General features: G+C 67.3%; 25 protein-coding genes and 1 tRNA gene. 15 read left to right on the top strand and 11 right to left on the bottom strand.

Translation table 11 applies throughout. The annotated features are described in order from the left end of the window. Positions 1–12: 12 nt before the first annotated feature. Together SROT_RS15215 and SROT_RS15210 are read right to left on the bottom strand one after the other, a co-directional pair. The gene (locus tag SROT_RS15215; protein WP_013139909.1) at positions 13–1,041 is read right to left on the bottom strand and encodes an AurF N-oxygenase family protein; all 1,029 of its coding nucleotides are present in this window, start codon (positions 1,039–1,041) and stop codon (positions 13–15) included. Positions 1,042–1,231: 190 nt separating this feature from the next. After that, complete coding sequence (locus tag SROT_RS15210) at positions 1,232–2,200, bottom strand: pirin family protein (protein ID WP_013139908.1); 969 nt, start codon at positions 2,198–2,200, stop codon at positions 1,232–1,234. Between the two features lie 36 nt (positions 2,201–2,236). Here SROT_RS15210 and SROT_RS15205 point away from each other — a divergent pair, with 36 nt between their 5' ends. From SROT_RS15205 to SROT_RS15140, 12 genes are all read left to right on the top strand, one after another. Next, positions 2,237–2,815: a MarR family winged helix-turn-helix transcriptional regulator gene (locus SROT_RS15205; protein WP_013139907.1), complete on the top strand. Its 579-nt coding sequence runs from the start codon at positions 2,237–2,239 to the stop codon at positions 2,813–2,815. Then, positions 2,812–4,323, top strand: coding sequence for an amidophosphoribosyltransferase (purF, locus tag SROT_RS15200; protein WP_013139906.1), 1,512 nt, complete (start codon positions 2,812–2,814; stop codon positions 4,321–4,323). Before SROT_RS15205 ends, purF begins: the two co-directional genes overlap by 4 nt. A gap of 81 nt (positions 4,324–4,404) precedes the next feature. Continuing rightward, the gene (locus SROT_RS15195; protein WP_013139905.1) at positions 4,405–4,920 is read left to right on the top strand and encodes a hypothetical protein; all 516 of its coding nucleotides are present in this window, start codon (positions 4,405–4,407) and stop codon (positions 4,918–4,920) included. A gap of 35 nt (positions 4,921–4,955) precedes the next feature. Beyond that, positions 4,956–5,441: a hypothetical protein gene (locus SROT_RS15190; RefSeq protein ID WP_013139904.1), complete on the top strand. Its 486-nt coding sequence runs from the start codon at positions 4,956–4,958 to the stop codon at positions 5,439–5,441. A gap of 98 nt (positions 5,442–5,539) precedes the next feature. Further along, complete coding sequence (locus tag SROT_RS15185) at positions 5,540–7,138, top strand: ABC transporter substrate-binding protein (RefSeq protein WP_013139903.1); 1,599 nt, start codon at positions 5,540–5,542, stop codon at positions 7,136–7,138. Beyond that, a complete protein-coding gene (locus SROT_RS15180) occupies positions 7,135–8,193 on the top strand; it encodes an ABC transporter permease (RefSeq protein WP_013139902.1) in 1,059 nt (352 codons plus the stop codon). Before SROT_RS15185 ends, SROT_RS15180 begins: the two co-directional genes overlap by 4 nt. Continuing rightward, the gene (locus SROT_RS15175; protein ID WP_013139901.1) at positions 8,193–9,341 is read left to right on the top strand and encodes an ABC transporter permease; all 1,149 of its coding nucleotides are present in this window, start codon (positions 8,193–8,195) and stop codon (positions 9,339–9,341) included. The genes SROT_RS15180 and SROT_RS15175 overlap by 1 nt, the downstream gene beginning before the upstream one ends. Next, positions 9,338–10,810, top strand: a complete 1,473-nt coding sequence (locus SROT_RS15855) for an ABC transporter ATP-binding protein (RefSeq protein ID WP_013139900.1) — start codon at positions 9,338–9,340, stop codon at positions 10,808–10,810. The genes SROT_RS15175 and SROT_RS15855 overlap by 4 nt, the downstream gene beginning before the upstream one ends. A 10-nt stretch (positions 10,811–10,820) precedes the next feature. After that, complete coding sequence (locus SROT_RS15160) at positions 10,821–11,618, top strand: ABC transporter ATP-binding protein (RefSeq protein ID WP_013139899.1); 798 nt, start codon at positions 10,821–10,823, stop codon at positions 11,616–11,618. Between the two features lie 74 nt (positions 11,619–11,692). Next, a complete protein-coding gene (gene purM, locus SROT_RS15155) occupies positions 11,693–12,769 on the top strand; it encodes a phosphoribosylformylglycinamidine cyclo-ligase (protein ID WP_013139898.1) in 1,077 nt (358 codons plus the stop codon). Positions 12,770–12,817: 48 nt separating this feature from the next. Further along, positions 12,818–12,890: transfer RNA gene (locus SROT_RS15150), tRNA-Phe, on the top strand. Between the two features lie 606 nt (positions 12,891–13,496). After that, entirely contained in the window at positions 13,497–14,522 is a 1,026-nt protein-coding gene (locus tag SROT_RS15140) for a quinone oxidoreductase family protein (RefSeq protein WP_148223470.1), read from the top strand. A gap of 173 nt (positions 14,523–14,695) precedes the next feature. On the opposite strand, the gene SROT_RS16845 is transcribed toward SROT_RS15140, so the two are convergent. Next, the gene (locus SROT_RS16845; RefSeq protein ID WP_187288047.1) at positions 14,696–15,043 is read right to left on the bottom strand and encodes an anti-sigma factor; all 348 of its coding nucleotides are present in this window, start codon (positions 15,041–15,043) and stop codon (positions 14,696–14,698) included. Between the two features lie 244 nt (positions 15,044–15,287). Here SROT_RS16845 and SROT_RS16840 point away from each other — a divergent pair, with 244 nt between their 5' ends. Further along, positions 15,288–16,001, top strand: a complete 714-nt coding sequence (locus tag SROT_RS16840) for a class I SAM-dependent methyltransferase (RefSeq protein WP_013139895.1) — start codon at positions 15,288–15,290, stop codon at positions 15,999–16,001. A gap of 57 nt (positions 16,002–16,058) precedes the next feature. Here SROT_RS16840 and SROT_RS15125 read toward each other — a convergent pair whose 3' ends face one another. Continuing rightward, on the bottom strand, positions 16,059–16,673 hold the full coding sequence (locus SROT_RS15125; protein ID WP_013139894.1) for a TetR/AcrR family transcriptional regulator: 615 nt from the start codon (positions 16,671–16,673) through the stop codon (positions 16,059–16,061). Positions 16,674–16,775: 102 nt separating this feature from the next. On the opposite strand from SROT_RS15125, the gene SROT_RS15120 reads away from it, so the two are divergent. Together SROT_RS15120 and SROT_RS15115 are read left to right on the top strand one after the other, a co-directional pair. Next, entirely contained in the window at positions 16,776–17,996 is a 1,221-nt protein-coding gene (locus SROT_RS15120) for an alpha/beta hydrolase family protein (protein ID WP_013139893.1), read from the top strand. Then, on the top strand, positions 17,996–18,976 hold the full coding sequence (locus SROT_RS15115) for a cyclase family protein (RefSeq protein WP_013139892.1): 981 nt from the start codon (positions 17,996–17,998) through the stop codon (positions 18,974–18,976). The genes SROT_RS15120 and SROT_RS15115 overlap by 1 nt, the downstream gene beginning before the upstream one ends. On the opposite strand, the gene SROT_RS15110 is transcribed toward SROT_RS15115, so the two are convergent. From SROT_RS15110 to SROT_RS15080, 7 genes are all read right to left on the bottom strand, one after another. Beyond that, positions 18,969–19,685, bottom strand: coding sequence for a thioesterase II family protein (locus SROT_RS15110; RefSeq protein ID WP_013139891.1), 717 nt, complete (start codon positions 19,683–19,685; stop codon positions 18,969–18,971). The genes SROT_RS15115 and SROT_RS15110 overlap by 8 nt on opposite strands. A gap of 36 nt (positions 19,686–19,721) precedes the next feature. Further along, a complete protein-coding gene (locus tag SROT_RS15105) occupies positions 19,722–20,741 on the bottom strand; it encodes an alpha/beta hydrolase (protein WP_013139890.1) in 1,020 nt (339 codons plus the stop codon). Beyond that, complete coding sequence (locus SROT_RS15100) at positions 20,734–21,438, bottom strand: 4'-phosphopantetheinyl transferase family protein (protein ID WP_013139889.1); 705 nt, start codon at positions 21,436–21,438, stop codon at positions 20,734–20,736. The genes SROT_RS15105 and SROT_RS15100 overlap by 8 nt, the downstream gene beginning before the upstream one ends. After that, the gene (locus SROT_RS15095) at positions 21,435–22,205 is read right to left on the bottom strand and encodes a 2-oxo acid dehydrogenase subunit E2 (RefSeq protein WP_013139888.1); all 771 of its coding nucleotides are present in this window, start codon (positions 22,203–22,205) and stop codon (positions 21,435–21,437) included. The genes SROT_RS15100 and SROT_RS15095 overlap by 4 nt, the downstream gene beginning before the upstream one ends. 130 nt (positions 22,206–22,335) lie before the next feature. Further along, on the bottom strand, positions 22,336–22,557 hold the full coding sequence (locus SROT_RS15090; protein ID WP_013139887.1) for an acyl carrier protein: 222 nt from the start codon (positions 22,555–22,557) through the stop codon (positions 22,336–22,338). Next, positions 22,554–24,455: an HAD-IIIC family phosphatase gene (locus SROT_RS15085; protein ID WP_013139886.1), complete on the bottom strand. Its 1,902-nt coding sequence runs from the start codon at positions 24,453–24,455 to the stop codon at positions 22,554–22,556. The genes SROT_RS15090 and SROT_RS15085 overlap by 4 nt, the downstream gene beginning before the upstream one ends. Next, positions 24,452–25,474 (bottom strand): 3-oxoacyl-ACP synthase III family protein, encoded by a 1,023-nt coding sequence (locus SROT_RS15080; protein WP_013139885.1) that lies wholly within the window; start codon positions 25,472–25,474, stop codon positions 24,452–24,454. Before SROT_RS15080 ends, SROT_RS15085 begins: the two co-directional genes overlap by 4 nt. Positions 25,475–25,476 lie beyond the last annotated feature (2 nt).

Raw genomic sequence — 25,476 nt, 5'->3', positions numbered from 1 at the left:
CCGAACGCCGGGTCAGGCCACGAGGGCGGGTTTTTCAGCCCGAGGCTCGAAGTGGCGGCGCTGCGGCTCGCTGCGGAACCGCGACGGGCGCCCGTCGATGGACAGCAGTCGCCAGAGCAGTTTCGCGACCGGGTTCATAATGCCCATCTCGTGCGCCAGCGCGCGCGAGTCCGCCAACAGGCGGCGGCGGAAATCGCGGGACTCCTCGGACTGCCAGAAGATTTCTTTCTTCACAGACTTGGGGATGTCGAACCGGTCCCAGAAGGACTTCGGCGGCACCACGATCAGCTCCTCGACGTAGCGCATGATGAGCGGGTAGGCGAGGGACAGCGCGAACCGCTTGAGGCGGCTCGCGCGGGGAGTGCGCAGTTTCAGGAACTCGTGCGCGAACGAGATGTGCCGGGCCTCCTCGGCGATGTGGATCGCCATGACGTGCTCCATGATCGGGTGCAGGGCTTTGCCTTCGCGCAGGATGGCTTTTTGGACGTAGTCGATCGGCTCTTCCCCGGCGAGCACCGAGGCGAAGAAGGCCGAGGGGGACAGCTCCGCCAAGACTTGGGCCCCGTAGCTGGTGAGGAACTGGTGGAACCTGCCCATGCCGGTCACGGGGACGCCGATGCGGTTGACCATCTCCTGGAACATCTGGTTGTGGTTGCACTCCTCGGCGACCTCATGGGTGCAGTACCGGTACTCGGGCGAGCCGTTGGGCAGCGAGACCGCGTAGCGCACCATGCCTTGGATGAGGGCGACTTCGAATTGCAGCCCGGTCTTGGCGACCGTGGCCTGGCGCCACATCCCGACCTCGATCTGCTGTTCCTCGGAGAGGGACTGGTACCAGTCGGTCCTCGCGATCGGGTCGGCGTGCGGCAGGATCCAGCGCGGGTCGTTCGGGGTCACCGCGAATTCGGGCGAGTCCCAGTCGATGTCTGTGAAGGGGTTGAACGACCGTCGCACGGACCCTTCCGAAAGAGTTGCCAGTCGTTCGCAGTAGGCCTCGTCGGCGACGGGGTCCAGCTCCGCCAGCCATGTGCGCCGTTTCATCGCTCTGTCTCCTCAGTCCCAGATATTCGAGTTGCCTGGATCACTTGATTCTACCCTTCCCGAGTGAAGTATTTGCCTGCTATCACGAGATAAGTGGGGCATAAATCACAGTTCGCAACTATGTGACCCATGCAACAAATGCCAGGATCGCGCTGGTCTTCCCGGTGGCGGAGGTTCTGGTGCGCGCGGTTCAGACGGTGCGGGGCGGGTCTTCGGCGGGCTCGACGCCGAACCGGCCGGCTTGGTAGTCCTCGAAGGCCTGGATCACTTCCTCCTTCGTGTTCATGACGAACGGCCCGTACTGCACCATGGGCTCGCGCAGCGGTTTGCCGCCGAGGAGCAGCACTTCGAGCGCTGGTTCCGCGGAAGCTTGCGCGGCGCTCGCGGCGAGGGTGAGCACGTCGCCCCTGCCGAACACGGCGAGCTGGCCCTTTCGGACGGGCCGGGCCTCGCTGCCGACGGACCCGGTTCCGGCCAGCGCGTACACCAGGGCGTTGAAGTCCGCGCGCCACGGCAGGGCGAGCCGGGCCCCGGGGCTGATCGTGGCGTGGGCCATGGTGATCGGGGTCGAGGTGGCCCCTGGGCCCCGTTGTCCCGCGAGCTCGCCAGCGATGACGCGCACCAGCGCGCCGCCGTCGGGCGAGGCGGCCAAAGCGGCCTGTTTGCCCCGGATGTCTTGATAGCGCGGCGCGACGAGTTTCTGCGCGCGCGGCAAGTTCACCCAGAGCTGCACGCCGTGGAAGAGCCCTCCGGAGGCCACGAGCTGCTCGGGCGGGCGCTCGATGTGCAAGACTCCCCGGCCCGCGGTCATCCATTGGGTGTCGCCGTCCAGGATGGTCCCGCTGCCGCCGTTCGAGTCGCGGTGCTCGAAGGTCCCGTCGATCATGTATGTGACGGTCTCGAACCCCCTGTGCGGATGCCATGGCGTGCCTTTCGGCTCGCCGGGGGCGTATTCGACCTCGCCCATCTGGTCCATGTGGATGAACGGGTCCAGTGCTGCGGCGGGCACGGAGGCGAACGCCCGGCGCACCGGGAAGCCTTCGCCTTCGAACCCCGAGGGGGCGGTGGTCACCGACCGCACCGGGCGCTCGGTGGTCGTGGCCGGGTCCGGGGCGGGAATCCGGGGCAGGGTGAGAACGTCCGCGGTGATGGCTGGCATGACGTTTCCTTCCGATCTTTGGATAAAGTAGTTGATATGTCAACTAGAATCGGAAACGATCCCGGCGCCGGGTTTATTCCGCCCCGGTGGCTCGACGAGCGCGAGGCCGCCGCCTGGCGCGGCTTCCTCGACATGCGCGCTGTGCTGATGGCGCGTCTGGGGCGCGAGCTGCAACGGCGCGACGGACTGTCCGAGTCGGACTACGGCGTGCTCGTGGAGCTGTCTGAGGCTGCCGAGCCCCGGCTTCGCCCCGGCGAGCTCGCGGCGCGGCTCGGTTGGGAGAAAAGCCGCCTCTCGCGCCAGGTCGCCCGGATGCAGCGCAGGGGCTTGGTGAGGCGGGACGACTGCCCGGCCGACGGCAGGGGGGCGTTCGTCGTGCTCGCCCGGGCCGGGCGCGAGGCCGTCGAGCGCGCCGCGCCGCGCCATGTCCGCGACGTCCGCCGCTGGTTCGTCGAAGCCCTTGCCCCGGACCAGCTCGACGCGATGGCCGAGATTTCCGCCGCGGTCCTGCGCAGGTTGCGCGAGGACGAGGCCGAGGAAGGTTCGCCCGCGAGCGGAACGCGCGGTAGACTGATCGCAGCACAGCCCGCTCGTCAGCTTGGAGATCTTCTGTGACCACTGCTCCGGACCCCCTTGAGAACCCTCCTGGCGAAGAATGCGGCGTCTTCGGCGTCTGGGCCCCGGGGGAGGACGTCGCGAAACTCTCCTACTACGGCTTGCACGCCCTGCAGCACCGAGGCCAAGAGGCGGCGGGGATCGCGGTCTCCGACGGCAGCCGCATCCTCGTGGTCAAAGATTTGGGCCTCGTCAGCAAGGTGTTCGACGAGTCCTCGCTCTCCACGTTGACCGGGCACATCGCCATCGGGCACTGCCGCTACTCGACCACCGGGGCCCCGGTGTGGGAAAACGCGCAGCCGGTGTTCCGCACCGTCGCCTCCGGCGGGTGCCTCGCCTTGGGCCACAACGGCAACTTGGTCAACACCCTGGAACTCCTCGAGCGCAGCACGGCCAGCCCGAGCCTGCTGCGGGTCGACCCCAGGAACTACAACCGGGACACTGTCGGCACGGACTCGGACCTCATCTGCGGACTGCTCGCCCGCATGGCGGACGACCCGCAGCTCGAACTCGAGGACCTGGGCGGGCGCACCGCGATCGAGCGGGCGGCCTTGAAGCTGCTGCCCACCCTGCGGGGCGCTTTCTGCTTGACCTTCCTCGACGAGAACACCCTCTACGCGGCCCGAGACCCGTGGGGGGTGCGCCCGCTGTGCCTGGGCCGGTTGGAGCGCGGCTGGGTGTTGGCGAGCGAGACCAGCGCGTTGGACATCGTCGGGGCCTCGTTCGTGCGGGACATCGAGCCGGGCGAGCTGCTGGCCATCGACATGGACGGGGTCCGCTCCACCCGGTTCGCGAACCCCCAGCCCAAGGGCTGCGTCTTCGAGTACGTGTATCTCGCCCGCCCCGACTCGGTCATCGCCGGGCGCTCCGTCCACGCGGCGCGGGTGGAGATCGGCCGCCGCCTCGCCGAAGAGCACCCGGTGGACGCGGACCTCGTGATCCCCGTGCCCGAGTCCGGCACCCCCGCCGCCATTGGCTACGCCCAGGGCTCCGGCATCCCCTACGGGCAAGGGCTCACCAAGAACGCGTATGTCGGGCGCACCTTCATCCAACCGTCGCAAACCATCCGCCAGCTCGGCATTCGGCTCAAACTCAATCCGATGCGCGAGGTCATCCGGGGCAAACGCCTCGTGGTGGTGGACGACTCGATCGTGCGGGGCAACACGCAACGGGCTTTGGTGCGGATGCTGCGCGAGGCGGGGGCTGTCGAAGTGCATGTGCGGATCGCGTCGCCGCCGGTGCGCTGGCCGTGCTTTTACGGCATCGACTTCCCGAGCACGACCGAGCTCATCGCCAACGGGGCGGACGGGCCCGAGGGGATGCTCGAAGGCGTCCGTCGTTCGATCCGCGCCGACTCGCTCGGCCACATTTCGCTCGAAGGGCTCGTGGCCGCGACCGAGCAACCGCTCACCCGGCTCTGCACGGCCTGCTTCAACGGGGTCTACCCGATCCAGCTGCCCGACGAGGCCGCATTGGGCAAGTCGGTGTTGGAAGGCCAGGTCGGTTAGCCCCGCGTCGCTGGGCGGCGCGGATGTTCGGGCGGCGATCGCAGATGGTCACGGCGTCCGCGAGGAGGTAAGCTACGCCACATGCGCACGCTTGTTCTCGCCGCTGTTGTTCTTGCTGCTGCCGCGGCTGCGGGGCTGTCCTCGGCGGCGTTGGCCGACGCCGCTCCCGCCCCCGATGACTCCACCTCGGTCGACGTCACGCGCACGGTGCCCGCTGCGCGGCAAGGGGCGCTGGGCTGGGCCACGTACACCGTCACCGTCCGGCCGGGTTCGGCGGACTTGGTGGTCCGCAACGGCGCGGGCGACGACGTCTCGCACTCCTCGACCCCGCTTCGCGACGGGGGCGGACGGCCGGTGCTTCAGGCGCTCGCAGACACGGGCGGATCATGCCAAGGCGGACCCCGTCTCGTCCAGTGGCGCGGCGGGGAGATCGTTGACGACCGCGCCGCCTGCTCGGGGCCTGTCGACGCTGCGCTCACGCCAGTGGACGAGGCCCTTGGCCTGCCGAACGTGCTCAGCCAGATGGCGGGGCCCAGCCAGTGGCCGGCCGATCCGAACGGAGAACCGCTCCAACCAGGCCGTCAGCCGTATATCTGAGACTGGCCAGTTCGTGATGCTGTAAGGTGTGCCACATGCGTAGAACGGGTTTGCTCCTCGCCGCGACGCTGGGGGCCGCGCTCGCGCCCGCCGCCCCCGCGGTCGCGGACGACGGAGGCGTTTCGGTCGTGTACACCTACCTCGGCAACCATTACCCGCCCACCGACCATTTCCCGTGGAACGCGACGCCCAACTACCACAACGAGTACATCATCGTCGCCAAACCGGGCTCGGTGGAGCTGAAAAAGGGCGACTACGGCACGGTCGACGGGTCCGAGGAACCCGACATGCACGTCACCAAGCCGATTTCCGGCGCTGTGTGGTCGGAGTTGCTCGCGGCGGCGAACCGGCTGCCCGAACCCTCCGCTGCCCACCCGTACCTCGTCCAAGGGGACTACCCCGTCGAAGCGGAGCTGTACCGGGGCGAGAGCTCGGTGCGCCGGGGCTTTTACTCCGACGCCGCCACAGTGCAGATCCACGACGTCTTTCTGAAAGTCTTCGCGGGCGTGCCCGGTCTGTAGCCACGGAGGTCGTTGCGGTTGCGCTCGCGGGGTCTATGCCGGAATATGGACGCACTTGAGCCCCACCGCTCACTGGAGCCCCACGGAGAGAGGAGTGCATGCGCACGCTCGCACGCTTGCCCATCCTCCTCGCGCTGCCACTTCTCGCCGCCGCGTGCGGGATCGGCCACGGCTACCGCCAGATCCCCAAAGACTCCACATTCATCATCGGCACCACCGACCATGTGACCACGCTCGACCCGGCAGGGTCCTATGAGAACGGCTCGTACACGCTGTACGGGCAAATCTACCCGTTCCTCTTGAACTTCCCCTACGGCGACGACAAACCGGCCCCGGACGCCGCCGAGCGCTGCGATTTCGCCGAACCGACCCGGTTCCGCTGCGTGCTGCGGCCGAATCAGAAGTTCGCCAACGGGCACGCGCTCACCGCGAAGAGCGTCAAATTCTCCTTCGACCGGATCACACGCATCAACGACCCCAACGGGCCGCAGTCGCTCCTCCACAATCTCGACCGGGTCGAAACCCCGGACGCGCGAACCGTGGACTTCCTGCTCAAAGTCCCCAACGACCAGACGTTCGCGCAGGTCCTCGCCTCCATGCCCGGCCCGATCCTCGACGAGCGGGTCTTTCCCGCCGACCGGGTCCTCAGTGACGACGAGATCGTCGCGAGGGCTCCTTTCGCAGGCCCTTACACGATCGCGACCTACCGCAAGAACGATCTCGTGCTGCTCCAAGCACGGGACGGCTACCGAGGGATCTACGGGCGCCCCGCCACGTCGAACGTCGTCTTCCGGTACTACGCCAACGCGGGGAACCTCAAGCTCGACCTGTTGGAGCGCCGTATCGACGCCGTGTACCACACGCTCTCCACCACGGACTACGACGAGCTGGCCCACACGTCTGGGGTGAAGCTCTTCCAGGGGTCGGGCGGCGAGATGCGCTACCTCGTGTTCAACAAAGGCGCCCAGCCGGGGCAGACCGACGAGCAGAAGCTCGCCGTGCGCAAAGCGGTGGCCGCGAGCGTCGACCGGCAGGCGCTCGCCCGCGACGTGTACCACGGGCAGTTCGAGCCCGCCTGGTCTGTTGTGCCGGGCGGCCAATTCGGGTCGGTCCCCGCGTTCCGCGAAACCTATGGGGAGCGCCCGGACACAACCAAGGCCGAGGGCTTCTTGCGGGCGGCGGGCATGCCGACCCCGGTGACGCTCCGGCTGCAGTACACCCCCGAGCATTACGGGCCGTCCTCCTCCGAGGAGTACGCGCTCGTCAAAGCCCAGTTGGAGGCCACCGGGCTCTTCCAGGTGCAGTTGCAGTCCACGGAGTGGACCGTCTACAACCAGGAGTACGCCAAGGGCAGCTATCCGCTCTTCCAGCTCGGCTGGTTCCCCGACTTCCCCGACCCGGACAACTACCTCACCCCGTTTTTCGTGGACGAGAACTTCATCAACAACGGGTTCGCCGACCCGGTGCTCGTGCAGTTGATCCAGAGCGAGCTGGGCGAACCCGACCCCGCGCGCCGCGCGGCGGTCCTCGCGCGGGCGCAGCGCGAGGCGGCGCAGCTGGTGTCCGTGATCCCGCTGCTCACCGGGCATCAGATCTTTGTGACCACCGACCATGTCACGGGCCAGAGGCAGGCGATCAGCGGGCCATCCAAGCTCCTGGTCGGCTCGCTCAGGACATCGGGGGGCGGGGCGGCATGAACCCAGTCTTGCGTTTCAGCCCGGGCTCTCGCTTCGGGCGCCTCGCGCGCTACCTCGCCGTCCGGGTGCTGCTGGTGGTCCCCACCGTGCTGTTCCTCGTCACCGTGGTGTTCTTCCTCGTGCGGCTTTCCGGTGACCCGATCACCGCGGCCCTCGGCGGTCGCGCGTCGCCGGGCGACATCGCCCGGCGCAAACACGAGGCCGGGTACGACAAACCGGTCTACGAGCAGTACTGGGACTTCCTGAAGAAGCTCGCGACCGGCGATTTCGGCACGACCTCCACCGACCATCAGAAGGTCTCGGAGGTGCTTGCGCAATACGCCCCGGCCACCTTCGAGCTCGCGGTCTGGGCCATGCTGGTCGCCGTCCTCGTCGGTCTTCCCCTCGGCCGGTTCGCCGCGGCTCGGCGGGACCGCTTCCCCGACGTCGTGTCGCGGCTCGCCGCGATCCTCGTCTACGCGGCCCCGGTGTTCTTCGTCGCCATCCTGCTCAAACTCGTGTTCTCGGTGTGGTTGGGCTGGTTGCCCAACGGCGGGCGCTCGTCCACGCTCGTCGAACTGGAGCTGGCGGACTTGCGCCCGCGCACCCACATCATGATCGTCGACGTGCTCCTCTCCGGGGACTGGTCGGCCGTCGCCGACGTGCTCAAGCACGCCGTGCTGCCCGCCCTCGCGCTGGGGCTGATGACAGCGGGCGTCCTCTTCCGCCTCGTGCGCGCCAATCTCATCCAGACCAGCCAGGCCGGATACGTGGAGGCCGCCAAGGCGCGGGGCCTCCCGCGCCGCAAAGTGCTCGGGCGGCACGCGCTGCGCAACGCCCTGATCCCCGTCATCACCGTCATGGGCATGCAGACCGCGGCCATGCTCGGCGGGGCCGTCCTCACCGAGAACGCCTTCGACTGGAAGGGCCTCGGGCACGCCCTCGCCGACTATCTCGTGAAACGGGACTTCGAGGCCGTGCAGGGCATCGTCGTGTTCTCGGTGATCGTCATCGCGTTGTTCAGCGTCCTCGTGGACGCGGTCGTCGCGCTCATCGACCCGAGGGTGAGGTTCTGATGGAACCGGAAAAGGAAAACGCCGAAAGGGACGCCCTCGCGCGCGGGTCCGCCGACCCGGCGGGTTTCCCCTTGCCCGCCGAAACCGCCCTCGTCCTCACCGACGAGACCGGGCCCGACCAGCCCGAGGCTCTCGCCCCCCGAACCGGGAAAACCGCCCGGCGCAAGCGGTTTTTCGGCAATGTCCACGGCGCGCAGCGCGCCATTCTGCTCGCAGGGCTCGCCCTCATGGCGTTCCTCCTGTGCGTCGCGGTCCTCGCGCCGTGGATCGCGCCCTACACGTTCGACCAGACCAAAAACAAATACGGGGTGGACTTCGACCGGCAGGCCCCGCCGAGCGCGGCGCACGTCTTCGGCACCTCCGTCCGAGGCGAGGACGTGTTCTCGCGGGTGGTCTACGGGACACAGACCGCGTTCGAGGTCATCCTGGTCTCGCTCGTCATCGCCGGTGTGATCGGCGTGGTCCTCGGCCTCGTCTCCGGCTACTTCGGCGGATGGTTGGACCGGATCCTCACCCTCGTGATGGACTCGCTCTACGCCTTCCCCTCGCTTTTGCTCGCGATCCTCGTCTCGGTCGGGCTCGCCACCGGCAGCTTCAGCAATTGGACGGGGGCGCTCTCGCACTGGCTGCGCGGCAACGGCCTCCCCGACTTCACCGGCGTCGCCGCAGGCGCGTTGGCCGTCTGCGCCGTCTTCATCCCGCAGTACTACCGGGTGATCCGAGCGAGCGCGCTCGTCGCGAAAAACGAGCCGTATGTGGACGCCGCCCGCGTCTGCGGCGCCTCCACCGGGCGCGTCCTCTTCCGCCACGTCTTGCCGAACATCACCCAAAGCCTGCCGGTGATCGCCGCCTTGAACAGCTCCGAGGCGATCCTGACTCTCGCCGGCCTTGGCTTCCTCGGCTTCGGGGTGGAGCCAAGCCAAGCCGCCGAGTGGGGCTACGACGTCAACAAAGGCATCCCCGACATCACCGGCGGCGTGTGGTGGACCAGCGTCTTCCCCGGCGTCGCCATCGTGCTCGCGGTCCTGGCCACCGCGTTCGTCGGCGAAAGCCTCTCCGAAGCGGGGAACCCGCTTCTGCGGTCGAGGCCGAAACTGCGCCCGAAAGACCTCGTGAAGCTCGCCGCCGACGAGGGGGCCCCGTCATGACCGAACCCGAACTCGACAGCGCAGACCCCGCCGCCGAGGACGAAAGCCACGTCCTTCCCGACGGTGGGGACGAGCACCAGCCCCAGGTGTTCGAGGACGCCCCGCACGCCCTGTCCGTCGAAGGGCTCCAAGTTTTCTTCGCCACCGACGCAGGCCCCGTGCACGCGCTCAAAGGCGTCTCCTACGCCGTCGCGCCGGGGGAGATCCTCGCCGTGGTCGGCGAGTCCGGTTCCGGCAAATCGGTCAGCGTGCGCGCCGTGCTCGGCATGCTGCCGGAGAACTCGCACCGCGACGGCGTGATCCGGGTCGGCGGGTCGGACATCACCGGTTGGAGCGAAAAGGAGCTGCGCGCGTTGCGCGGAGCCGAAGTGGCCATGGTGTTCCAAGAGCCAGGGGCGGCGCTCGACCCGCTCTTCACCGTGGGCGACCAGATCGTGGAAACCCTGCGCGCCCATCAGAAGATCTCCAAAAAAGCGGCCCAAGCCAAAGCCGCCGAACTCCTGGGCTTGGTCCGCCTGCCCGATCCTGAACGACTGCTCAAACGCTACCCGCACGAGCTGTCCGGCGGCCAGAAACAACGCGTGGCGATCGCCCTGGCGATCAGCTGCGACCCGAAGGTGATTTTGGCGGACGAGCCCACCACCGCGCTCGACGTCACCGTGCAGGCGGAGATTTTGCAGCTGCTCGCCGATCTGCGCGACCGGATCGGCACCGCCATCGTCTTCATCACCCACAACCTGGGGGTGGTCGCGAATTTCGCCGACCGCGTCGTGGTCATGCGCTCTGGCGACATCGTGGAGTCCGGCGCGGTCCGCGACGTCTTCCGCAACCCGAGCAGCGAGTACACCGCGGCGTTGCTCGCCGCGACCCCTCGTCTCGACGTCACTGCCGCCCACCAAGAGGGGTGGCCAGAGGCGCAACCAGACGCCGAGCCGGCAGACCAGGAAGAGCTGTTCGAGCCCTCGGTCCTCGGCCCGCCAGCAGCGCAACCAGAGCCCCAACCCGAAACCCGCGAACCCGAAACCCCCGAACCGCACGAGGCTCCGGGCCAGGCGGAGCTGTTCGAGCCACAATCACCCCCTGAGCCTGAGCCTGAGCCTGAGCCTGAGCCTGAGCCTGAGCCTGAGCCTGAGCCTGAGCCTGAGCCTGAGCCTGAGCCTGAGCCTGAGCCTGAGCCTGAGCCTGAGCCTGAGCCTGAGCCTGAGCCTGAGCCTGAGCCTGAGCCTGAGCCTGAGCCTGAGCCTGAGCCTGAGCCTGAGCCTGAGCCTGAGCCTGAGCCTGAGCCCGAGCCCGAGCCCGAGCCCGAGCCCGAGCCCGAGGACGCAGCCGCGGAAATCGCCGCCACGTTGGAGGCCGCGAAATCCGGCGAGCTGGGATGGCCAGCCGCCCTCACCCGGATCAAACAGCTCAAAGCCGACACGCACACTGCGGCGCACAGCGCCGACAACCCCCCAGAAACCCAGAGCTAGGAGTCACGGTTTGGAACAAACGGCTCCCATCGCGGTGATCGACAACCTCCACGTCGCCTATCCCGGCCGGGCCGCCGCCCCGGCGGTGGACGGGGTGAGCGTCACCATCCTTCCCGGCGAAACCGTCGGCCTGGTCGGAGAATCCGGCTCCGGAAAATCCACCATCGCCCGCTGCCTCGCCGGACTGCAAAAACCCAGCGGCGGACGGATCGAATTCCTCGGCCAACAACTCGCAAAAGGCCCAACCCGCGCACAGCGCCAGCTCCGGGCCAGCCTCGGCTACGTCTTCCAAGACCCCGCCACATGTCTGAACCCCAGAATGACCGTCGGCCAATGCGTCGCCGAACCCCTCGTCATCCACCGAAAGCTCGAAAAAAACCAGCTCGCGGAGAAAATCCGGGCATTGCTCGACAGCGTCGCGCTGCCCCAGGGAGCCGAAAAACGCTACCCCCACGAGCTGTCCGGCGGCCAACGCCAGCGCGTCGGCCTCGCCCGTGCGCTCGCCCTTGAGCCGAAACTCGTCATCGCCGACGAGCCCACCAGCGCGCTCGACGTCTCCGTGCAAGCCACAGTGCTCGAACTCTTCGCGAGCCTGCGCGCCGAGCACGGGTTCGCGTCCCTCTTCATCACCCACGACCTCGCCGTCGTCAGCCAGCTCTGCGACCGGGTCGTCGTCCTCAAAGCCGGGAAAACAGTCGAATCCGGCTCCTGCGCCCAAGTGTTGCGCGACCCTCGCGAGGAGTACACCCAAAAGCTCATCGCCGCCGTGCCCGACCCACAACCCGAATGGCTCCGCGCCGCCGTCTGAGACCAAGGAGCCCTTCCCTGTGATTTCCCACCCGCAGGCGCCGCCCCGCCCCCGCGCATGGGAGGATCTACAGTGTGACACCACCTTCTGAGGCCTCCGGTCCGGTTTCCTACGCCTCCTCCGGCGTGGACATCGAAGCGGGCGAACGCGCCGTTTCGCTCTTCGCCCCCTTCGCGGGCAAGGCGACCCGCCCAGAAGTCCTCGGCGGCCTTGGCGGGTTCGCCGGGCTCTTCGCCCTCAAAGACGGCTACCGCGAGCCCGTGCTCGCCGCCTCCACCGACGGCGTCGGCACCAAAGTGGACATCGCCGCGAAACTCGACAAACGCGACACCGTCGGCCTCGACCTCGTCGCGATGGTCGTGGACGACCTCGTGGTCTGCGGGGCCGAACCGCTCTTCCTGCTCGACTACATCGCCTGCGGCAAACTCGTCCCCGAGCGCGTCGCCGAACTCGTCTCCGGCGTCGCCAAAGGCTGCGAACTCGCCGGTTGCGCGCTGCTCGGCGGCGAAACCGCCGAACACCCCGGCCTCATGCACCCCGACGCCTTCGACCTCGCCTCCACCGCCGTCGGCGTCGTCGAAGCCGACTCCGTGCTCGGGCCCGACCGCGTGCGCCCCGGGGACGTCGTCGTCGCCATGCGCTCCTCCGGCCTGCACTCCAACGGCTACTCCTTGGTCCGCCACGTTCTGCTCGAACAAGCCAACCTCGACCTGCACGGCCATGTGGCCGAATTCGGCCGGACCCTCGGCGAGGAACTCCTCGAACCCACCCGGATCTACGTCAAAGACTGCCTCGCCCTCATCGCCGAGACAACCGTGCGCACCTTCTGCCACGTCACCGGCGGCGGCGTCGCCAAAAACCTTGAGCGCGTCATCCCCGAAGGCCTCACCGCCGTCCTGGACCGCAACACCTGGACCCCAGGCCCCGTCTTCGACCTCATCCGCACAACCGGCCAGGTGCAGCTCCCCGAACTCGAAAAGACCTTCAACCTCGGTGTCGGCATGCTCGCGATCCTCGCCCCCGAAGACCTCGACCGCGCCCTCGCCGTGCTCACCGCCCGGCATGTGGACTGCTGGCTGGTCGGGGACATCCGCGCCAGCAGCGAAGACAACGGGAAAGTCCTGCTCACTGGTTCGCACCCAGGCTTTTAGAGGTTTGCCCGCGAAGGAAGCCTCATGCTAGGGTTAGTGGCCCTTTCGGGCCAGATAGCTCAGTTGGTAGAGCACACGCCTGAAAAGCGTGGGGTCGCCGGTTCGAACCCGGCTCTGGCCACAATAGGGCTGTTTGCGTATCTGAACTGCATGCGTTTGCGAAACTTGGACGCGGATAGCCCGAGAACGTGAAAACCCTCTCCCGATGATTTCGGCGAGAGGGTTTTGCTGTTCCGGACTTAATTTTGCGCTGTTCTGAGCCGCTTCTTCGGGGTTGAAGGACGACTGGTGGCCGCTCCTCTCGAAGCGGCTCAGTTTACCCGCGCGGCGGGTCCGACCACGGGCGGCGCGTTCGGGTCTCGCCGCTAGTCCGCGAGACGCTTTGCGCGGCGTCGCTTGTCTGGGCTCGCGGGTGACTGTCTGCGGGCTTGGTCAGTTTGATGCTTGAGGAAGTCTTTCAATCCGCGCAGTTTGGCAGCGGCGAGGTTGAGGGTCGTCGCCAACCAGCGCGGGGTGAAGCCTCGTGCTCGGCGTTTCCCGGCGCTCGCGGTGTGCAGCGCCCCGGGTTTCATGCGGTGCCGCTCGCCCAGACGGCAACGTCCGATGGACGAACCGCAGCGCTTGCCGTTCGTGTTTCGGGCGGCCTTTGGCCGCTCTCGAGAGTCGTGCATGCCGAGTCTGGTGTAAACTAGTTTGACATATAGGACCGATCAAAGGATACCCACCGATGACATTGGAGATGATGAAAGCCGTGCGGATTCACCGTCACGGACAGCCTGAAGACCTCGTGTACGAGGATGTGCCCAAGCCCCAGCCCGCCGCTGGTCAGGTGTTGGTCAGAAACGAGGCTGCCGGGATTAATTTCGCCGACATCGATCAGCGGCGCAACAAGTACCCGTTTCAACCGCCTTTGCCCCACATCTTGGGATCTGAATTCGCCGGCACGGTCGAATCCGTCGGCGAAGGCGTGTCGGACGTCGAGGTGGGTGAGCGAGTCTTCGGTTTTCTCTCGGGGGCTGAACCTGCTGGCTACGCGCAGTACGTCGCCGTCTCGGCCAACTCGGTCCACCCGTTGCCGCCCGGACTCGGGTACGCAGAGAGCACAGCCTTGCTCGTGCAAGGGCTGACCGCTTATTTCCTTCTGCGCGATGGTGTGCGGCTCGCCGCAGGCGACTCGGTGCTCATCATGGCCGCGGCGGGCGGCCTGGGATCCATGGCTGTCCAGCTCGCGAAGATCATGGCCGCAGGCCGGGTGATCGGGGCGGCCAGCACCGCGGAGAAGCGCCGCCGCGCCATCGAGCTCGGCGCGGACGAATCGGTCGACTACACGCAACCAGGCTGGAGCGCCCAGGTGTTCGACGCGACAGGCGGAAGGGGGGTCGACGCCGTTTTGGTCAATGTCGGCGGCGAGTCGTTCACGCAATCGATCGCCTCGCTGGCGCCGTTTGGCCGTCTCAGCGCCTACGGCGGCGCCGACGAGACGACGCCCGTCTTGGATTTCCTCGCGGAGTTCAAGGCGGGACGGCTCACCAAAAACCAGACGCTGAACTTCTTCACCCTCTATCCGTACCTCCACGCTGGCCCCGCAGTGCTGAGGCCCGTGCTCGACGAGCTCGCCGACCACGTGGAGAGCGGTCGGCTCCTTGTTCGGCTGGGCGTGCAGATGTCGCTCTCCCAAGCCGCTGAGGCGCACCGCCTGGTGGAGAACCGGCAGTCGACGGGAAAGGCCGTCTTGCTGCCGTGGGCCGACTAACCCGCAAGAGCGCCGCGGCTTCGCCGTCCGCTCCGATCGAGAACGCCCAGGAGAGCTGGTTCGCGCGGACATCAAGAAGCTCGGGCGCATCCCTGGAAGATTCCCGCGCGATGACATCTCACGGGGCGTGGAACTGCGACTGCGGAAGTCGTGTCACGCGATGAAACCCCGCTTCAGCCGCGAACGTGTGACATTTGTTCCGTGAAGCCGAGGAGAGCCATGCCCTGCTGCCAGCTCAGCCGCAGTTCGGCGAACATTGCTCCAGGAGGTTTCCGGGAACCGCCCGGCGGCTCCACGGAAAGCCCTAGGACCGTCGAGTCGCCGAGGTTGTCGATCACCGCCGTCGTGGACGGCGATATGGCGTGCGCGTCCATCGTGCCGATCGGTTCCGGGCCGTTCACACCGACGAGCAGCACTGCGGCGACCGCCGCCGGGCTGCGTCGGCGGAGGACGCATCGCGGCCCAGAGGATGAGCTCCGCGCAGCTATGGACAAGAAAACCGAGATATATGGACGAGACATCGTTATACGCTATCGTCCCTGGCCAGGAGGTTCTGCACACAGCCCGCAAGAGATCGTGTGGACAGGCGGGAAACCCCGCATTCCAGTGGCGCTTCCCGTGGCCGGCGGGTTCTGCGAAGAGAGCCCGTTCCAGGGTAGGCTGTTCGGGCAAGACTCACATCGGTTCATGACCAGCAGGCCCTGGGTTCGGCGCAGTGGGCCGGACCTCTCAGCCCGACTCGGAGGATTTTTGACGGATCAGGCGATGGGCGCGACCAGCTACGCGCTGAACGCGGAATTCTGGATCGACATCATTCGCCGCAGGCGGGACCGGTATCGCACAGAACTCACGGATGTCGCGGTGCTGTCCATGGTCGGGGCGCGCGAAGGCCTTCGCGCGCTCGACGCGGGCTGCGGCGAGGGGTATTTGTCGCGGGCGCTCGCGGAACGGGGCGCGCATGTTGTCGGCGTGGACAGCGCGGCCGAGCTGGTCGAGGCGGCTCGGCTGGAGGCGGCTCGGCTCCGGCTCGATGTCGAACACCGCGTCGCGGACATCGGCGATTTGCCGGCTGAGTTCTCCGATGTTTTCGACGTTGTTGTGTTCAACCATGTGGTCAACGACCTTGAAGACCCGGCCCCGGCGTTCGCCGAGGCCGCTCGTGTCCTCCGGCCTGGCGGGCGGGCTGTCGTGTTGATGCTGCACCCGTGTTTCACGCGCCAAGGCGTCGCAGTGCAGGAGTACTTCGCCAATGACAGTGCCTGTCGGTGCTTTGATGTGGACGGCGTGAAATCGCCCGTGCCGGTCACGTACTGGCTGCGTCCGTTGGAGTCCTACAGCGCGTTGCTCGTGGAGGCCGGGTTCGCGGTCACCGGGCTGCAGGAGCCGCGTCCTTCGGCGGAGCAGATGCTCGACCCTTGGTGGCAGGAGCATTTTTCGTCGCCGAAGTTCCTTTTGGTCGAAGCGAGAAAACTCGTGTAAGCCCTTTGGGCGAGGACGAACAAGGTCCGGCAAGCCGCACGACAAGTCGTGGGCGGTTCAGTTCTGCGCGGAGAGGACCCCCGCGCGGGCCGCGGTGAGCGCGACGTGCGCTGCTTGCGTGATGAGGTGTTCGTCGATCAGGTCCCCGGTGGTGACGACTCGGTAGAAGAACGGGGCGCGGAATGTGGTGAGCAAAGCGTCGACATCGGTGTCGGAGGGGAGTTCGCCCCGTTCGACCGCGCGGCGGACGAGGGGGGTCGCGCGCACGCGCTGCTGGTCGAAGAAGTTCCGAGTGGCCTCGCGGAGTTGCTGCGAGCGGTGGCTCGCGGCGAGCATGGCCGCTGCGACTTGCTGGCCGACGCCGCCGTTGAGTTGTTCGGCCAACGCGCCCCCGAGGGCGAGCATGTCTGTGTCGACGCTGCCGGTGTCCGGGATGGGGATCGCTTCCTGCGACCACGTCGCAAGGGCGTCGGCGAGGAGATCGTCCCGCGTCGCCCACCGCCGGTAGACGGTGGTCTTGTTCACGCCTGCGCGGGAAGCCACGGCCTCGACGCTCAATGCGGCGTATCCGTCGGCGATGAGCGTGCGCAGGGTTGCCGCGAGCACTGCCTCGCGCACAGCCGAGCTTCTGCCGGCGGGCCGAACTCCTTGGAAGGTTTGTTTTTTGCCCATGTGTTGTCTTTCGCTGTTGCTTTCTTGCTCTGGCCGTGCCAAGCTGAACCTAACGCAACTTTTTGTTGCTATAGAGTAGAGCACCTGAGTGAGGAAGTGTTCATGCGATTCATCTTCGACACGGATGAGGCGTTCTCATACGAGACTCTGCGCACAGTCGGATACATTCCTTACGGCGGAGCCGACATCGGCGAAGTGTTGTCGGCCGCGGCCCGGATCGTGCCGGGCGACCGCGAGTCGTGGTACGGGGAATGGCGAGCCCTCGCGGACCGCATCGCCGCTGTCGCCGAGCGATCCGCCGCGGGCGGCCACTGCGTCAGTGCGAGCGAGGCCTATTTGCGGGCCTCGAACTACTACCGGACGGCTGAGTTCTTCCTCCGGGACGACCCGTCGCGCGACCCGCGTGTGCGGGAAACCTTCCAACGGTCTGTCGAGACGTTCTGCGCCGCGCCCCAGATCCAGGCCCAATGGCAGCGTGTGAGCATTCCTTATGAAGGGACCTCCCTGGCCGGGTACTACCTCAACTCCACCGGGGAACAGCCCGGGCCGACTTTGCTGGCGCACGGCGGCTACGACTCGACTGCCGAAGAGCTGTTCTTCGTGGTGGGCGAAGCGGCCCGGCGGCGGGGTTGGAACTGCCTGATTTTCGAAGGCCCCGGCCAAGGCGCGGCGCTGCGGTTGAACAAACTGCTCTTCCGTCACGACTGGGAGGCTGTGGTCACCCCTGCCGTCGATTTCGCGTTGGGCCTTCGCGGAGTGGACCCGGAACGTATAGCGCTGATCGGGATGAGCTTGGGCGGCTATCTCGCCGCCCGGGCGGCGGCGTTCGAGCCCCGCGTCTCGGCCTGTGTCGCTTTCGACGGCGTGTTCCGATGCGGCGGCGCGTTCACACAGGCCGCGGCGGCGGGCGGCCACTTGGGGCAACTCGGCCCAGAACAGCGCGTCGCGGCCGCGGACCAGCTGATCGCCAACCGCTCGCACGCCCCAACCTCGTTGTGGTGGCTGCTCTCGAACGCGCTCTGGACATTCGGGGTGCAGACGGCCCAGGGGCTCATCGATGTGGTCGGCAAATACGACCTCGCCGATGTGGTCGAGCGGATCTCGTGCCCTGTGCTGGTCTGCGAGGCGCAGAACGACCATTTCTTCCCTGGGCAACCGCAAGAGCTCTATGACGCTTTGCGCTGCGAGAAAACCTATGCGCGCTTCACCGCGGACGAGGGCGCGGGGGAGCACTGCCACACGGGCGCGTTGTTGCTTTTCCACCAGCGGATGTTCGACTGGCTCGACGACACCTTCAAAACGGAGCGGGCGGCGCGGTTCTGATGGCAGACGGACTGGAGATCTTGGAGGAGTACATCGCGCGATGCTCCAACTGGGGCCGATGGGGCGACGACGACCAAGCGGGGACCATCAACCTCATCACTGAGGAGAAGGTCCGCGAAGCGGCGGCGCTCGTGCGGGTCGGAAAAATCGTCTCGCTGACGATGCCCTACGACATGAGGGGGCCGCAAAACGGATACCTCGGCAGGTCGAATCCCGTCCTGTACCAACTCGCGTCGGGGCCCGGCTATCTCGCCGGAGAGCAAACCGCCAAAGAAACAGCAGCGTTGGCCCAGCTCAGCGAGTCAGACGGGCGCCCGTGCGCGGGCTACTACGACGATGTGCTGGTGATGCCAACGCAGTCGGGCACACAATGGGACGCGCTGTGCCACTTTTTCTGGCGCGGCCGGATGTACAACGGCCGTCCGGCCGCTGAGGCCGGGACCAGCGGCTCCCGCAGCAACGGCGTCCAGCATTACACGGGCCGCATCGTCACTCGGGGCGTGTTCGCCGACCTCGCCGAGCACCGCGGCGTCGAAGCCCTGGAGCCTGGCGACGCGATCACCGCCGACGAGCTCGAGGAATGCCTCGCGGCGGAGGGCGTCGAAATCCGCCCGGGAGACGCTTTGGTCGTCCGCACAGGTTTTTTGGGGGCCAGGCGCGGCAAGTGGGCGGACTACGCGGGCGGCGCTTCCCCAGGTCTGTCGCTGCACACCGCTCCCTGGCTCCGCGAGAAGGACATAGCGGCCGTCGCGACCGACACCTGGGGCGTCGAGGTGCTGCCCAACGAGATCGACTGCTGGCAGCCGCTGCACATCGTCGCGCTCGTGCACACCGGGCTGGCGCTCGGCGAGATGTTCGACCTCGACGCGCTGTCGGCCGACTGCAAAGCCGACCGGGTCTACGAGTTCATGTTCTCGGCTTCGCCGCTGCCCCTCACCGGGGCCTCCGGCAGCCCCGTTTCCGCATTGGCGGTCAAATGAGGCCACCGGCGCCCGCGGAGCTTTGGGCCGCCAGCTCGAACACGCGCTCGCGCAGCTGTTCCGGACTCGCTTCGAAGAAGTGGCCGCCGGGCTGGTGCTCGATTGTGGTGTAACCGCTGAGCTCGGCCCACCCCTGGATCTGCTGCGCGGACACCAAACGGTCTTCCCGCGCGCCGATCACATGCACCGGAATCGCAAGCCTGTCATCGACAGGGTCGTGTTGGTAATCTGCGCACAGGCGCAGATCGTCACGGACGAGCGGCAGCAGGGGGTACAGCCATTCGGGTCGGTTGAGCAGGCTTTGGGGGACTCCCCCGATGCGGGCGAGCAGCTCGACGAGCTCGGGGTCTGTCAGCGCGTCGACGTCGGTGATGGGCCGCAGCCGGGGCGACCAGCTCGCGGCGACGATCAGCGTGCACGTCCGGGCGAACTCGAACGAGCCGAGGACCGAGCGCGCCACGAGGTACGCGAGCAAGCCGCCCATGCTGTGCCCGTACAACGCGTGCCTTTCCCGCAGCGCCGCCGCGTGCTTGTCCAGGACGTGTTCGACGATCTCACGAGCGCCGGTGTGGACTCTGCGACCAGCCACAGGACGAGTGGTCGGCAGCTCCACCGGCACGACTTCGATCCCGGGGGGCGCGGCGGTCTGCCATGCCCGGAAGGCAGAAGGGCTGCCGCCCGCGTGGTGAAAGCACAGCAGCTTGGTCACGTCGGTTTCTTTCTCAGCTCTGCGTGCTCGCTCGGCTCATAGGGCGCTCTCTGCGTGCCGCGCGGCGAAGCCCGCGAGCGCCGCCGCGATATGGGCTTTGGTGTCCTGCACATGGCCCGGCGAGCCATGCACGTCGTCAAAGGCAATGGTGCGGGCGGTCGGCACAGCGGACTCCAGCAGCTCTGGGTCTTTCCTGGGGACGATCTCGTCTCGCAGGCTCACGATGTCCGTCACCGGCACGCGGATCCTCCTGAGTTGCTCGTCGGTGAGCGCCAGCGAGGGCAAAAAGTCCGGCAATGCCGCGACAGGCTTGCCCGTGGTGGCCGAAAGGGCGTCTTTTGTCGTCTGCGGCGTCCTCTCCCACCAGAGCGGATCGGTGAAGAAATGCCGGATCGGCGGACCCACCGAGAACACCTCGCCGATCCTGGGGTCGCTGCCCGCCGCCTGCAACGCGACCGTGCCGCCGAAGCTCATCGCCAACAGGAAAGCTGCGCCGAACCGGTTGCGGCGCTCTACGGCGTCCAGCAGCGAGCTGAGCCGCGCCGGAGCGTCCGCCGCGTAAGGGTTCGTGTTCTCGCCGACGCCCGGCAGCTCGGTGAGCAGAATCGCCATCGACAAACGACGGCCGATCTCTGCCATCGAGAGCCATTGCTCTTTCACGCTCACGATGCCGCCGCAGAGCACCAGCAGATTCGGCCCAGATGTTGCGCCGGGCGCGGGCTGATACCACGCCGGCGCCCCATCGGCCTCGATGCGGCAGAGGCCCTGAGCGCTGGCCGCCTCCCCCGCGACCGCGACGCACTTGCGCAGCGCCGCGTGTCCGTCGTCGGTGTGCGGGTAAGGGAACCGCGCGAGGTTGAACCGCGCGATAGCTCCGGCTTTGTCGTCTCGGGAGAGGCACCGCGACCCTTCTTGCGACCACACCGTCGCCCATCCTGCGGGGCCGTCGTCGATGGTGGCGATCCGGCTCAGGATTCTCGTTGTCTCTGCGGCGGAGAGCCCTTGGGCGAAGGAATGCAGCCGGACCAGATCGGCCCGCTCGGCCAGCTCATGCATGCCGCGCCTCCGATGCGACCGCCGCTTGGTAGCCGCCCCCGCGCAGTGTGTGCACCCGCCAACGCCCGCCGCGCGGATCGATGACTTCCGCGAGGGCCAGGTGGGCGCGCAACGACGCGAACTGTGTCGTCAGACCTGTGCCCATGGCTTTGGTGGCGGCCTCTTTCCAGGTCCACACCCGCACGAGCATCTGTTGCCGGGCTTGCGGACCCAGCCGCTCGTAGATCTGCAGTTCTTCGGGATGGCACACAGCCTGCGCGAAGCCGGAGCTGTCGAGCTTGCGGTCCGCCGCTTCGACGTCCACGCCGATGGGCCCGCGGACGCTCACCGCCATCACGGCGGTGCTGCGGGTGTGGGCGAGATTGGCGTCCGCAACCGGTCGGCGGCCCGATCCCCGGAGCACGAATTCGGGCCGCCGGAACGTTGTTCGCCGCATCTCGACGTCGTCGATGTGCACATCAGCCACTCGGGCCACCATCGTCTTGGCGAAGTGGCGGGTCGCGGCGAACCAGGCCCGCCACTCGTCGGAGCGGGCGGCCTGCCACTGAGGGTAATCGCAATCGAGCAGCCTCTCCATCGCGCGGTGCGAGACGGGCTCGAAGGCCCAGTCCTCCACATCCGCGCGAGCGACGAACACGCCGTCGCTGATCTTCGGGAGGTCCGCGCGCTCGTCTGGCGTCGTGACGGACTGGATCATCGCGCCGCTCCATCGCGAAGCGTCTTGGCGAGGGTGCTCAGCACTTCTGCCGCCGCCGCGCCGTCGAGGGCGCGATGATCGAACGTGAGGCTCAACGGCAGCACCGGGCGGGACTCGACGGTGTGCTTGCCCGGACCGTCCGGCACGCTGACCGGGCGATGCCGGATCGCGCCGAGGCCGATGGTGAGCACGGTGCCGCCGTCTGAGTAAAAGCCTCGGACGTCCGCGTGCCCCAGGCTGCTCACCGCCACCGTGCCGAGCACTCTTGCTCGTGTGGGCAGTCGGGTGGCAAAACTGAACGCCACCGATCCCAGCAGGGGCGGCAAGCGGTCCAACGCCCGAGAGCCCGACAATTCTTCGAGCTCCGCTGCCGGGGTGTCCCGCAAGCGGTCCACTTCGTCCTGGATCTCCTCCAGCCGGAGCGCGGCAACGTCGGCGATCACCGCTGAGGCGACGTGGCGCACCCCCTCGTCGGTCTTGTCCAACGCGAGTTTGACGTCGACAGCCGTCTGTTTGGCGAGCTTCGGGGCGAACCACGGCCCGCCGACGCAGACATTGGCTTCCGGGTGCTTGCGCAGCGTCTCGCCGAGCGCCGCCAACACGTAGGTCACGTAGGAGTAGCGCTTGGAGGACGAGGCGCGGTGCGCGACCAACGCGGAAACATCCACGTCTGTGTCCAGGTACACCGGCGCGGCGGAACGGATGGACCGCAAGAATGCCAAAGTGTGCCTGCGCCGCGCGGGAATCGGCGCAAAGGTCCGGGTCATGCGGTTTGTCCTTTCTGGTGTGCGTTCGGTTGTTTGGAACGGGTCAGCCGCGCGGCCCGGTCCCGCGAAAAAACAGGCAGTGCATGCCAGTTGTGGTCGGCGTGGACAGGCAAACCGCTCGGGGCGCCCATTAGGCGGCGACAGCCTGTCGGACGTCGTCCAGGCTTCTGGCGTCCAACAGCGCGGAGACGGAGACGGGCTTGCCGGTGCGCTGCTCGATCGCGGTGATGAGTTTGAGCATGTACACCGAGTCCCATCCGGGCAGCTCGTCGAGCGGGGTTTTGAGGTCGTCGACCGCGATGGCGAGACTGGTCTCGTCGACCACCAATTCGTGGAACTCGGCGGGGTTCAAGGTTTCTCCTTCATAATCGTGACGGTGAGGTGTTGCGGGGGTTCGGGAAGCGTCGAGAGGCTGCGGACGAACGTCGTGCGAGTCCCGATCTGGTCCGTGGTGTCGGCTCCGTCAGGCATGAAGTCGGATTGGCGGAAAAAATCGGCCGCCCGCCCGTTCTTCGCGCTCCTGACGAAGGAGCCGACCGCGTCGCGCGCGCCCCGGTCGGCTCCTTCGTCCAGCACCGCGCGCAACGCCGCCGCTTCGACGCCCCGCCCGAGCACCCGGCAGGACATAGCGAAATGCATGATTTCCAGCCGGTCCCCGTCGATCTGCGCGAACAAGGCGCCGACGAGCCCGTGGTCGCCGAATTTGTCGTGGCAGCGGACTGTCTTCACGATGGACTGCGGCCGTCGCAGCACGGACCGCACCGCGTCCGGGTCCAACCGGGCCGTGGTCAGATTGTATTGGTTGGTGCGCAGTGTGAGTTGCGAGAGCCGGACGACGTCCTGTTCGCCGGCCGCTGCGATGGTCACTTCTGTCTCCAGCCCGGCGAGATAGTCCTCGACGGCTCCGACTGATTGGCGAAAGCTCGCCCGCTCGGTTTCCGCGCGGTACATCTGCGGCCGCAGCCGGTCCTCGTCGGTGATCCGCAAGGAGGTGAACACGCCGTCCCGTAAGAGCGCGGGCGCGGACAAGGAGGGGTCGTCTGCGTTCGCCGCGATCGTGCGCACCTGCGGTAAGGCGGCGCGCACAGCGCCCCGCTCGGACGGATTGTCGTCGAGGAAGACCAGCGAGTCCAGCCCGATGTTCAAGGTTTCCGCGATCCCAGCCACGTTGCCAGGCTTCGGGTCCCAGTTCGCGGCGATCACCGCGAAGTCCGCCACGTTCAGTCGCACGCCGGGGTGCTCGGTCAACGCCGCCCGCGCTGCTTCGTCGTCGTTCTTGGACGCGACAGCGAGCACCACGCCCTGCGACGAGAGCTGGCGCGCGACGTCGTGCACCTCTGCGAAGGCTTCCCCGACACGGCCTTCGCCGCTGACGACTCCGAGCGGGCCGTCGTCCGCCAGGACGCCGCCCCACATCGTCCCGTCCAGGTCCAGGACCAAGCACTTGCAGGTGCGCCCCAGAAGCGCGGCGACCGCTGCGGCTGTTTGCCGCGCGTAGCCGAGGAGCACAGGCTCGGTGAACTGTGCCTGCGCGTACGCGGCGAGCCGGGGATCTCTCGCAGGTCCGGCAGCATGCGCGGCCAGCTGGTTCATGTCGACCGGGATCACTCCGGGGATCTCTTCCCCGAGTTCGAGCAGGCGCAGATTCGCACGGTTCCACGCGGCAGCGAGCTGAGCGCGGGAGGGAAGGTCGAGCAGGAGCGACGACCGCTCCGGCGATAACAGCAGCGTCGGCACCACGACTGGAGCGGCTGAGCGCGCGCGGAAAGCCCGAATCGCCGAGATGAGATCGTTGACGAAACTTTCGACGGCGCTCGCCGCCGAAGCCGCAGTGAACGGCACGGCGACGCGGCGGAAAACTGCTTCGCCGTCGGGCAGGAGCACGACCGCAGTCGGGTCATGTGCCAGCGCGGGCGTGCTGGGGTCGAAAAGCTCGGCGATCAGACGATCGAAGTCGCCGAACTCGGCGCGCGCCGCGATGCCCCGAGCGGCGAGCGCCCCCAAAAGAGGCGCGTGCAAGGGGCCTAAGGTCGATGTGCCGAGCACCGCGATGCGCGCTGTGGGGACGCTTGGGGGCACATCGGCGGTCTCGATATGTTTGAGCACGGCTCCGGTCCTTGTCACCGCTCTGTCGTCCGCCTCCGAAAGTGCGGTGACGACATCGGTGAAACGGACCGCCAACGCCTGGCGGCCTTCGATCGGGGGCGAATTCCACAACGCGCGGGCTGTCGTGTCGGGCTCGACGGTCATGCCACTGCCTCCACCATCATGCCGCCTTCGATCCATTTGCTGGATTCGATCGCGACGACTGCCGCGTTCTCGCCGGGCCGGATGGTCTGAACCAGCTCGTCGAGTTGGAGGAAGGGCAAGGCGTTGCTGGTGTTCCCGGTGTCCGCGACCACGGAGATCTCCTTGCAGTTCGCAGCGGGACCCATATGTTGCACAATGCGCTCGGTCATCCGGCCGCTCAGTTGCGGCGGCAGGAGGAAGTCGAGGTCTTCCCGTGCGACGCCCGCCGTCTGCAACAGCGCGGACAAGACTTCCTTGGACAGTTCGGGAACCCATTTCTCGATCGCTTTGTAGTCTTCTTGGAGGCCGGGGAGGTCCAGGTGCCGGTCAGCGGTGCCGAACCAGTTGACAAGTTGTCCTCGCTCCCGCCCGAGCCCTCGGAACTGGTTTATCAACGAGGTGATCTGCAGCTGTGCTCCGTCGGGGTCGAGCGAAAGGACCGCCGCGCCCGCGCCGTCGCCGAACAGCACGAAATTGATGAGCTCGGAAGGGGACATCGCCGAACTCGTGTCGCGGTCGAGCGGCAGGTGTTTGAAGCATCGGTCGCCGCCGAGCACAAGCCCGATCCGCCGGTCCTCGTCGAGCATCCGCGCGCCGACCTCGAACGCGGCTATGGCTCCGGAGCAGCCCGATTGCAGCTGAAAAGTAGGGATTTGGTTCAGTCCGAGAGTGTCTGCGACCAGATTCGCGGTGGTGGGCATCAAATAGTCGGGCGTTGCGGTGCCCAAGACCAAGAACCCCACCTCGCCAGGGTCGACGTCTGCCCGCGTCAAGGCCTGGCGCGCAGCCGAGGCGGCGAGGTCGGCGAGTGTGTGGGTTTGCTCGCCGGTTTCGAAGTCAACGGAGAAATGCCGGGTGCGGGTGCCGACGAACAGGTCGATCCATTCTGGTTGCGCGCCGATCCGCTTGCACAGGGCGGGGTTGTCAATGGGCGGGCCGGGCAACGCGGTGCCGATGCTCAAGATGTGCGTCTGGGCCATGA

The sequence above is a fragment of the Segniliparus rotundus DSM 44985 genome (assembly GCF_000092825.1).
Taxonomy (GTDB): domain Bacteria; phylum Actinomycetota; class Actinomycetes; order Mycobacteriales; family Mycobacteriaceae; genus Segniliparus; species Segniliparus rotundus.
Note: the sequence above shows the minus strand (reverse complement) of the source record. Positions and strands in the feature narration are given on the sequence as shown.

Excerpts from the sequence above, each read along its gene's own strand:
- SROT_RS16840 (WP_013139895.1), top strand. The coding sequence starts at position 15,288 with ATGGGCGCGACCAGCTACGCGCTGAACGCGGAATTCTGGATCGACATC.
- SROT_RS15190 (WP_013139904.1), top strand. The coding sequence starts at position 4,956 with ATGCGTAGAACGGGTTTGCTCCTCGCCGCGACGCTGGGGGCCGCGCTC.
- SROT_RS15210 (WP_013139908.1), bottom strand. The coding sequence starts at position 2,200 with ATGCCAGCCATCACCGCGGACGTTCTCACCCTGCCCCGGATTCCCGCC.
- SROT_RS15180 (WP_013139902.1), top strand. The coding sequence starts at position 7,135 with ATGAACCCAGTCTTGCGTTTCAGCCCGGGCTCTCGCTTCGGGCGCCTC.
- SROT_RS15175 (WP_013139901.1), top strand. The coding sequence starts at position 8,193 with ATGGAACCGGAAAAGGAAAACGCCGAAAGGGACGCCCTCGCGCGCGGG.
- SROT_RS15095 (WP_013139888.1), bottom strand. The coding sequence starts at position 22,205 with ATGACCCGGACCTTTGCGCCGATTCCCGCGCGGCGCAGGCACACTTTG.
- SROT_RS15185 (WP_013139903.1), top strand. The coding sequence starts at position 5,540 with ATGCGCACGCTCGCACGCTTGCCCATCCTCCTCGCGCTGCCACTTCTC.
- SROT_RS15120 (WP_013139893.1), top strand. The coding sequence starts at position 16,776 with ATGCGATTCATCTTCGACACGGATGAGGCGTTCTCATACGAGACTCTG.
- SROT_RS15195 (WP_013139905.1), top strand. The coding sequence starts at position 4,405 with ATGCGCACGCTTGTTCTCGCCGCTGTTGTTCTTGCTGCTGCCGCGGCT.
- SROT_RS15100 (WP_013139889.1), bottom strand. The coding sequence starts at position 21,438 with ATGATCCAGTCCGTCACGACGCCAGACGAGCGCGCGGACCTCCCGAAG.
- SROT_RS15140 (WP_148223470.1), top strand. The coding sequence starts at position 13,497 with ATGACATTGGAGATGATGAAAGCCGTGCGGATTCACCGTCACGGACAG.
- SROT_RS15085 (WP_013139886.1), bottom strand. The coding sequence starts at position 24,455 with ATGACCGTCGAGCCCGACACGACAGCCCGCGCGTTGTGGAATTCGCCC.
- SROT_RS15080 (WP_013139885.1), bottom strand. The coding sequence starts at position 25,474 with ATGGCCCAGACGCACATCTTGAGCATCGGCACCGCGTTGCCCGGCCCG.
- SROT_RS15205 (WP_013139907.1), top strand. The coding sequence starts at position 2,237 with ATGTCAACTAGAATCGGAAACGATCCCGGCGCCGGGTTTATTCCGCCC.
- SROT_RS15105 (WP_013139890.1), bottom strand. The coding sequence starts at position 20,741 with ATGCATGAGCTGGCCGAGCGGGCCGATCTGGTCCGGCTGCATTCCTTC.
- SROT_RS15215 (WP_013139909.1), bottom strand. The coding sequence starts at position 1,041 with ATGAAACGGCGCACATGGCTGGCGGAGCTGGACCCCGTCGCCGACGAG.
- SROT_RS15115 (WP_013139892.1), top strand. The coding sequence starts at position 17,996 with ATGGCAGACGGACTGGAGATCTTGGAGGAGTACATCGCGCGATGCTCC.
- SROT_RS15855 (WP_013139900.1), top strand. The coding sequence starts at position 9,338 with ATGACCGAACCCGAACTCGACAGCGCAGACCCCGCCGCCGAGGACGAA.
- SROT_RS15125 (WP_013139894.1), bottom strand. The coding sequence starts at position 16,673 with ATGGGCAAAAAACAAACCTTCCAAGGAGTTCGGCCCGCCGGCAGAAGC.
- SROT_RS16845 (WP_187288047.1), bottom strand. The coding sequence starts at position 15,043 with ATGTCTCGTCCATATATCTCGGTTTTCTTGTCCATAGCTGCGCGGAGC.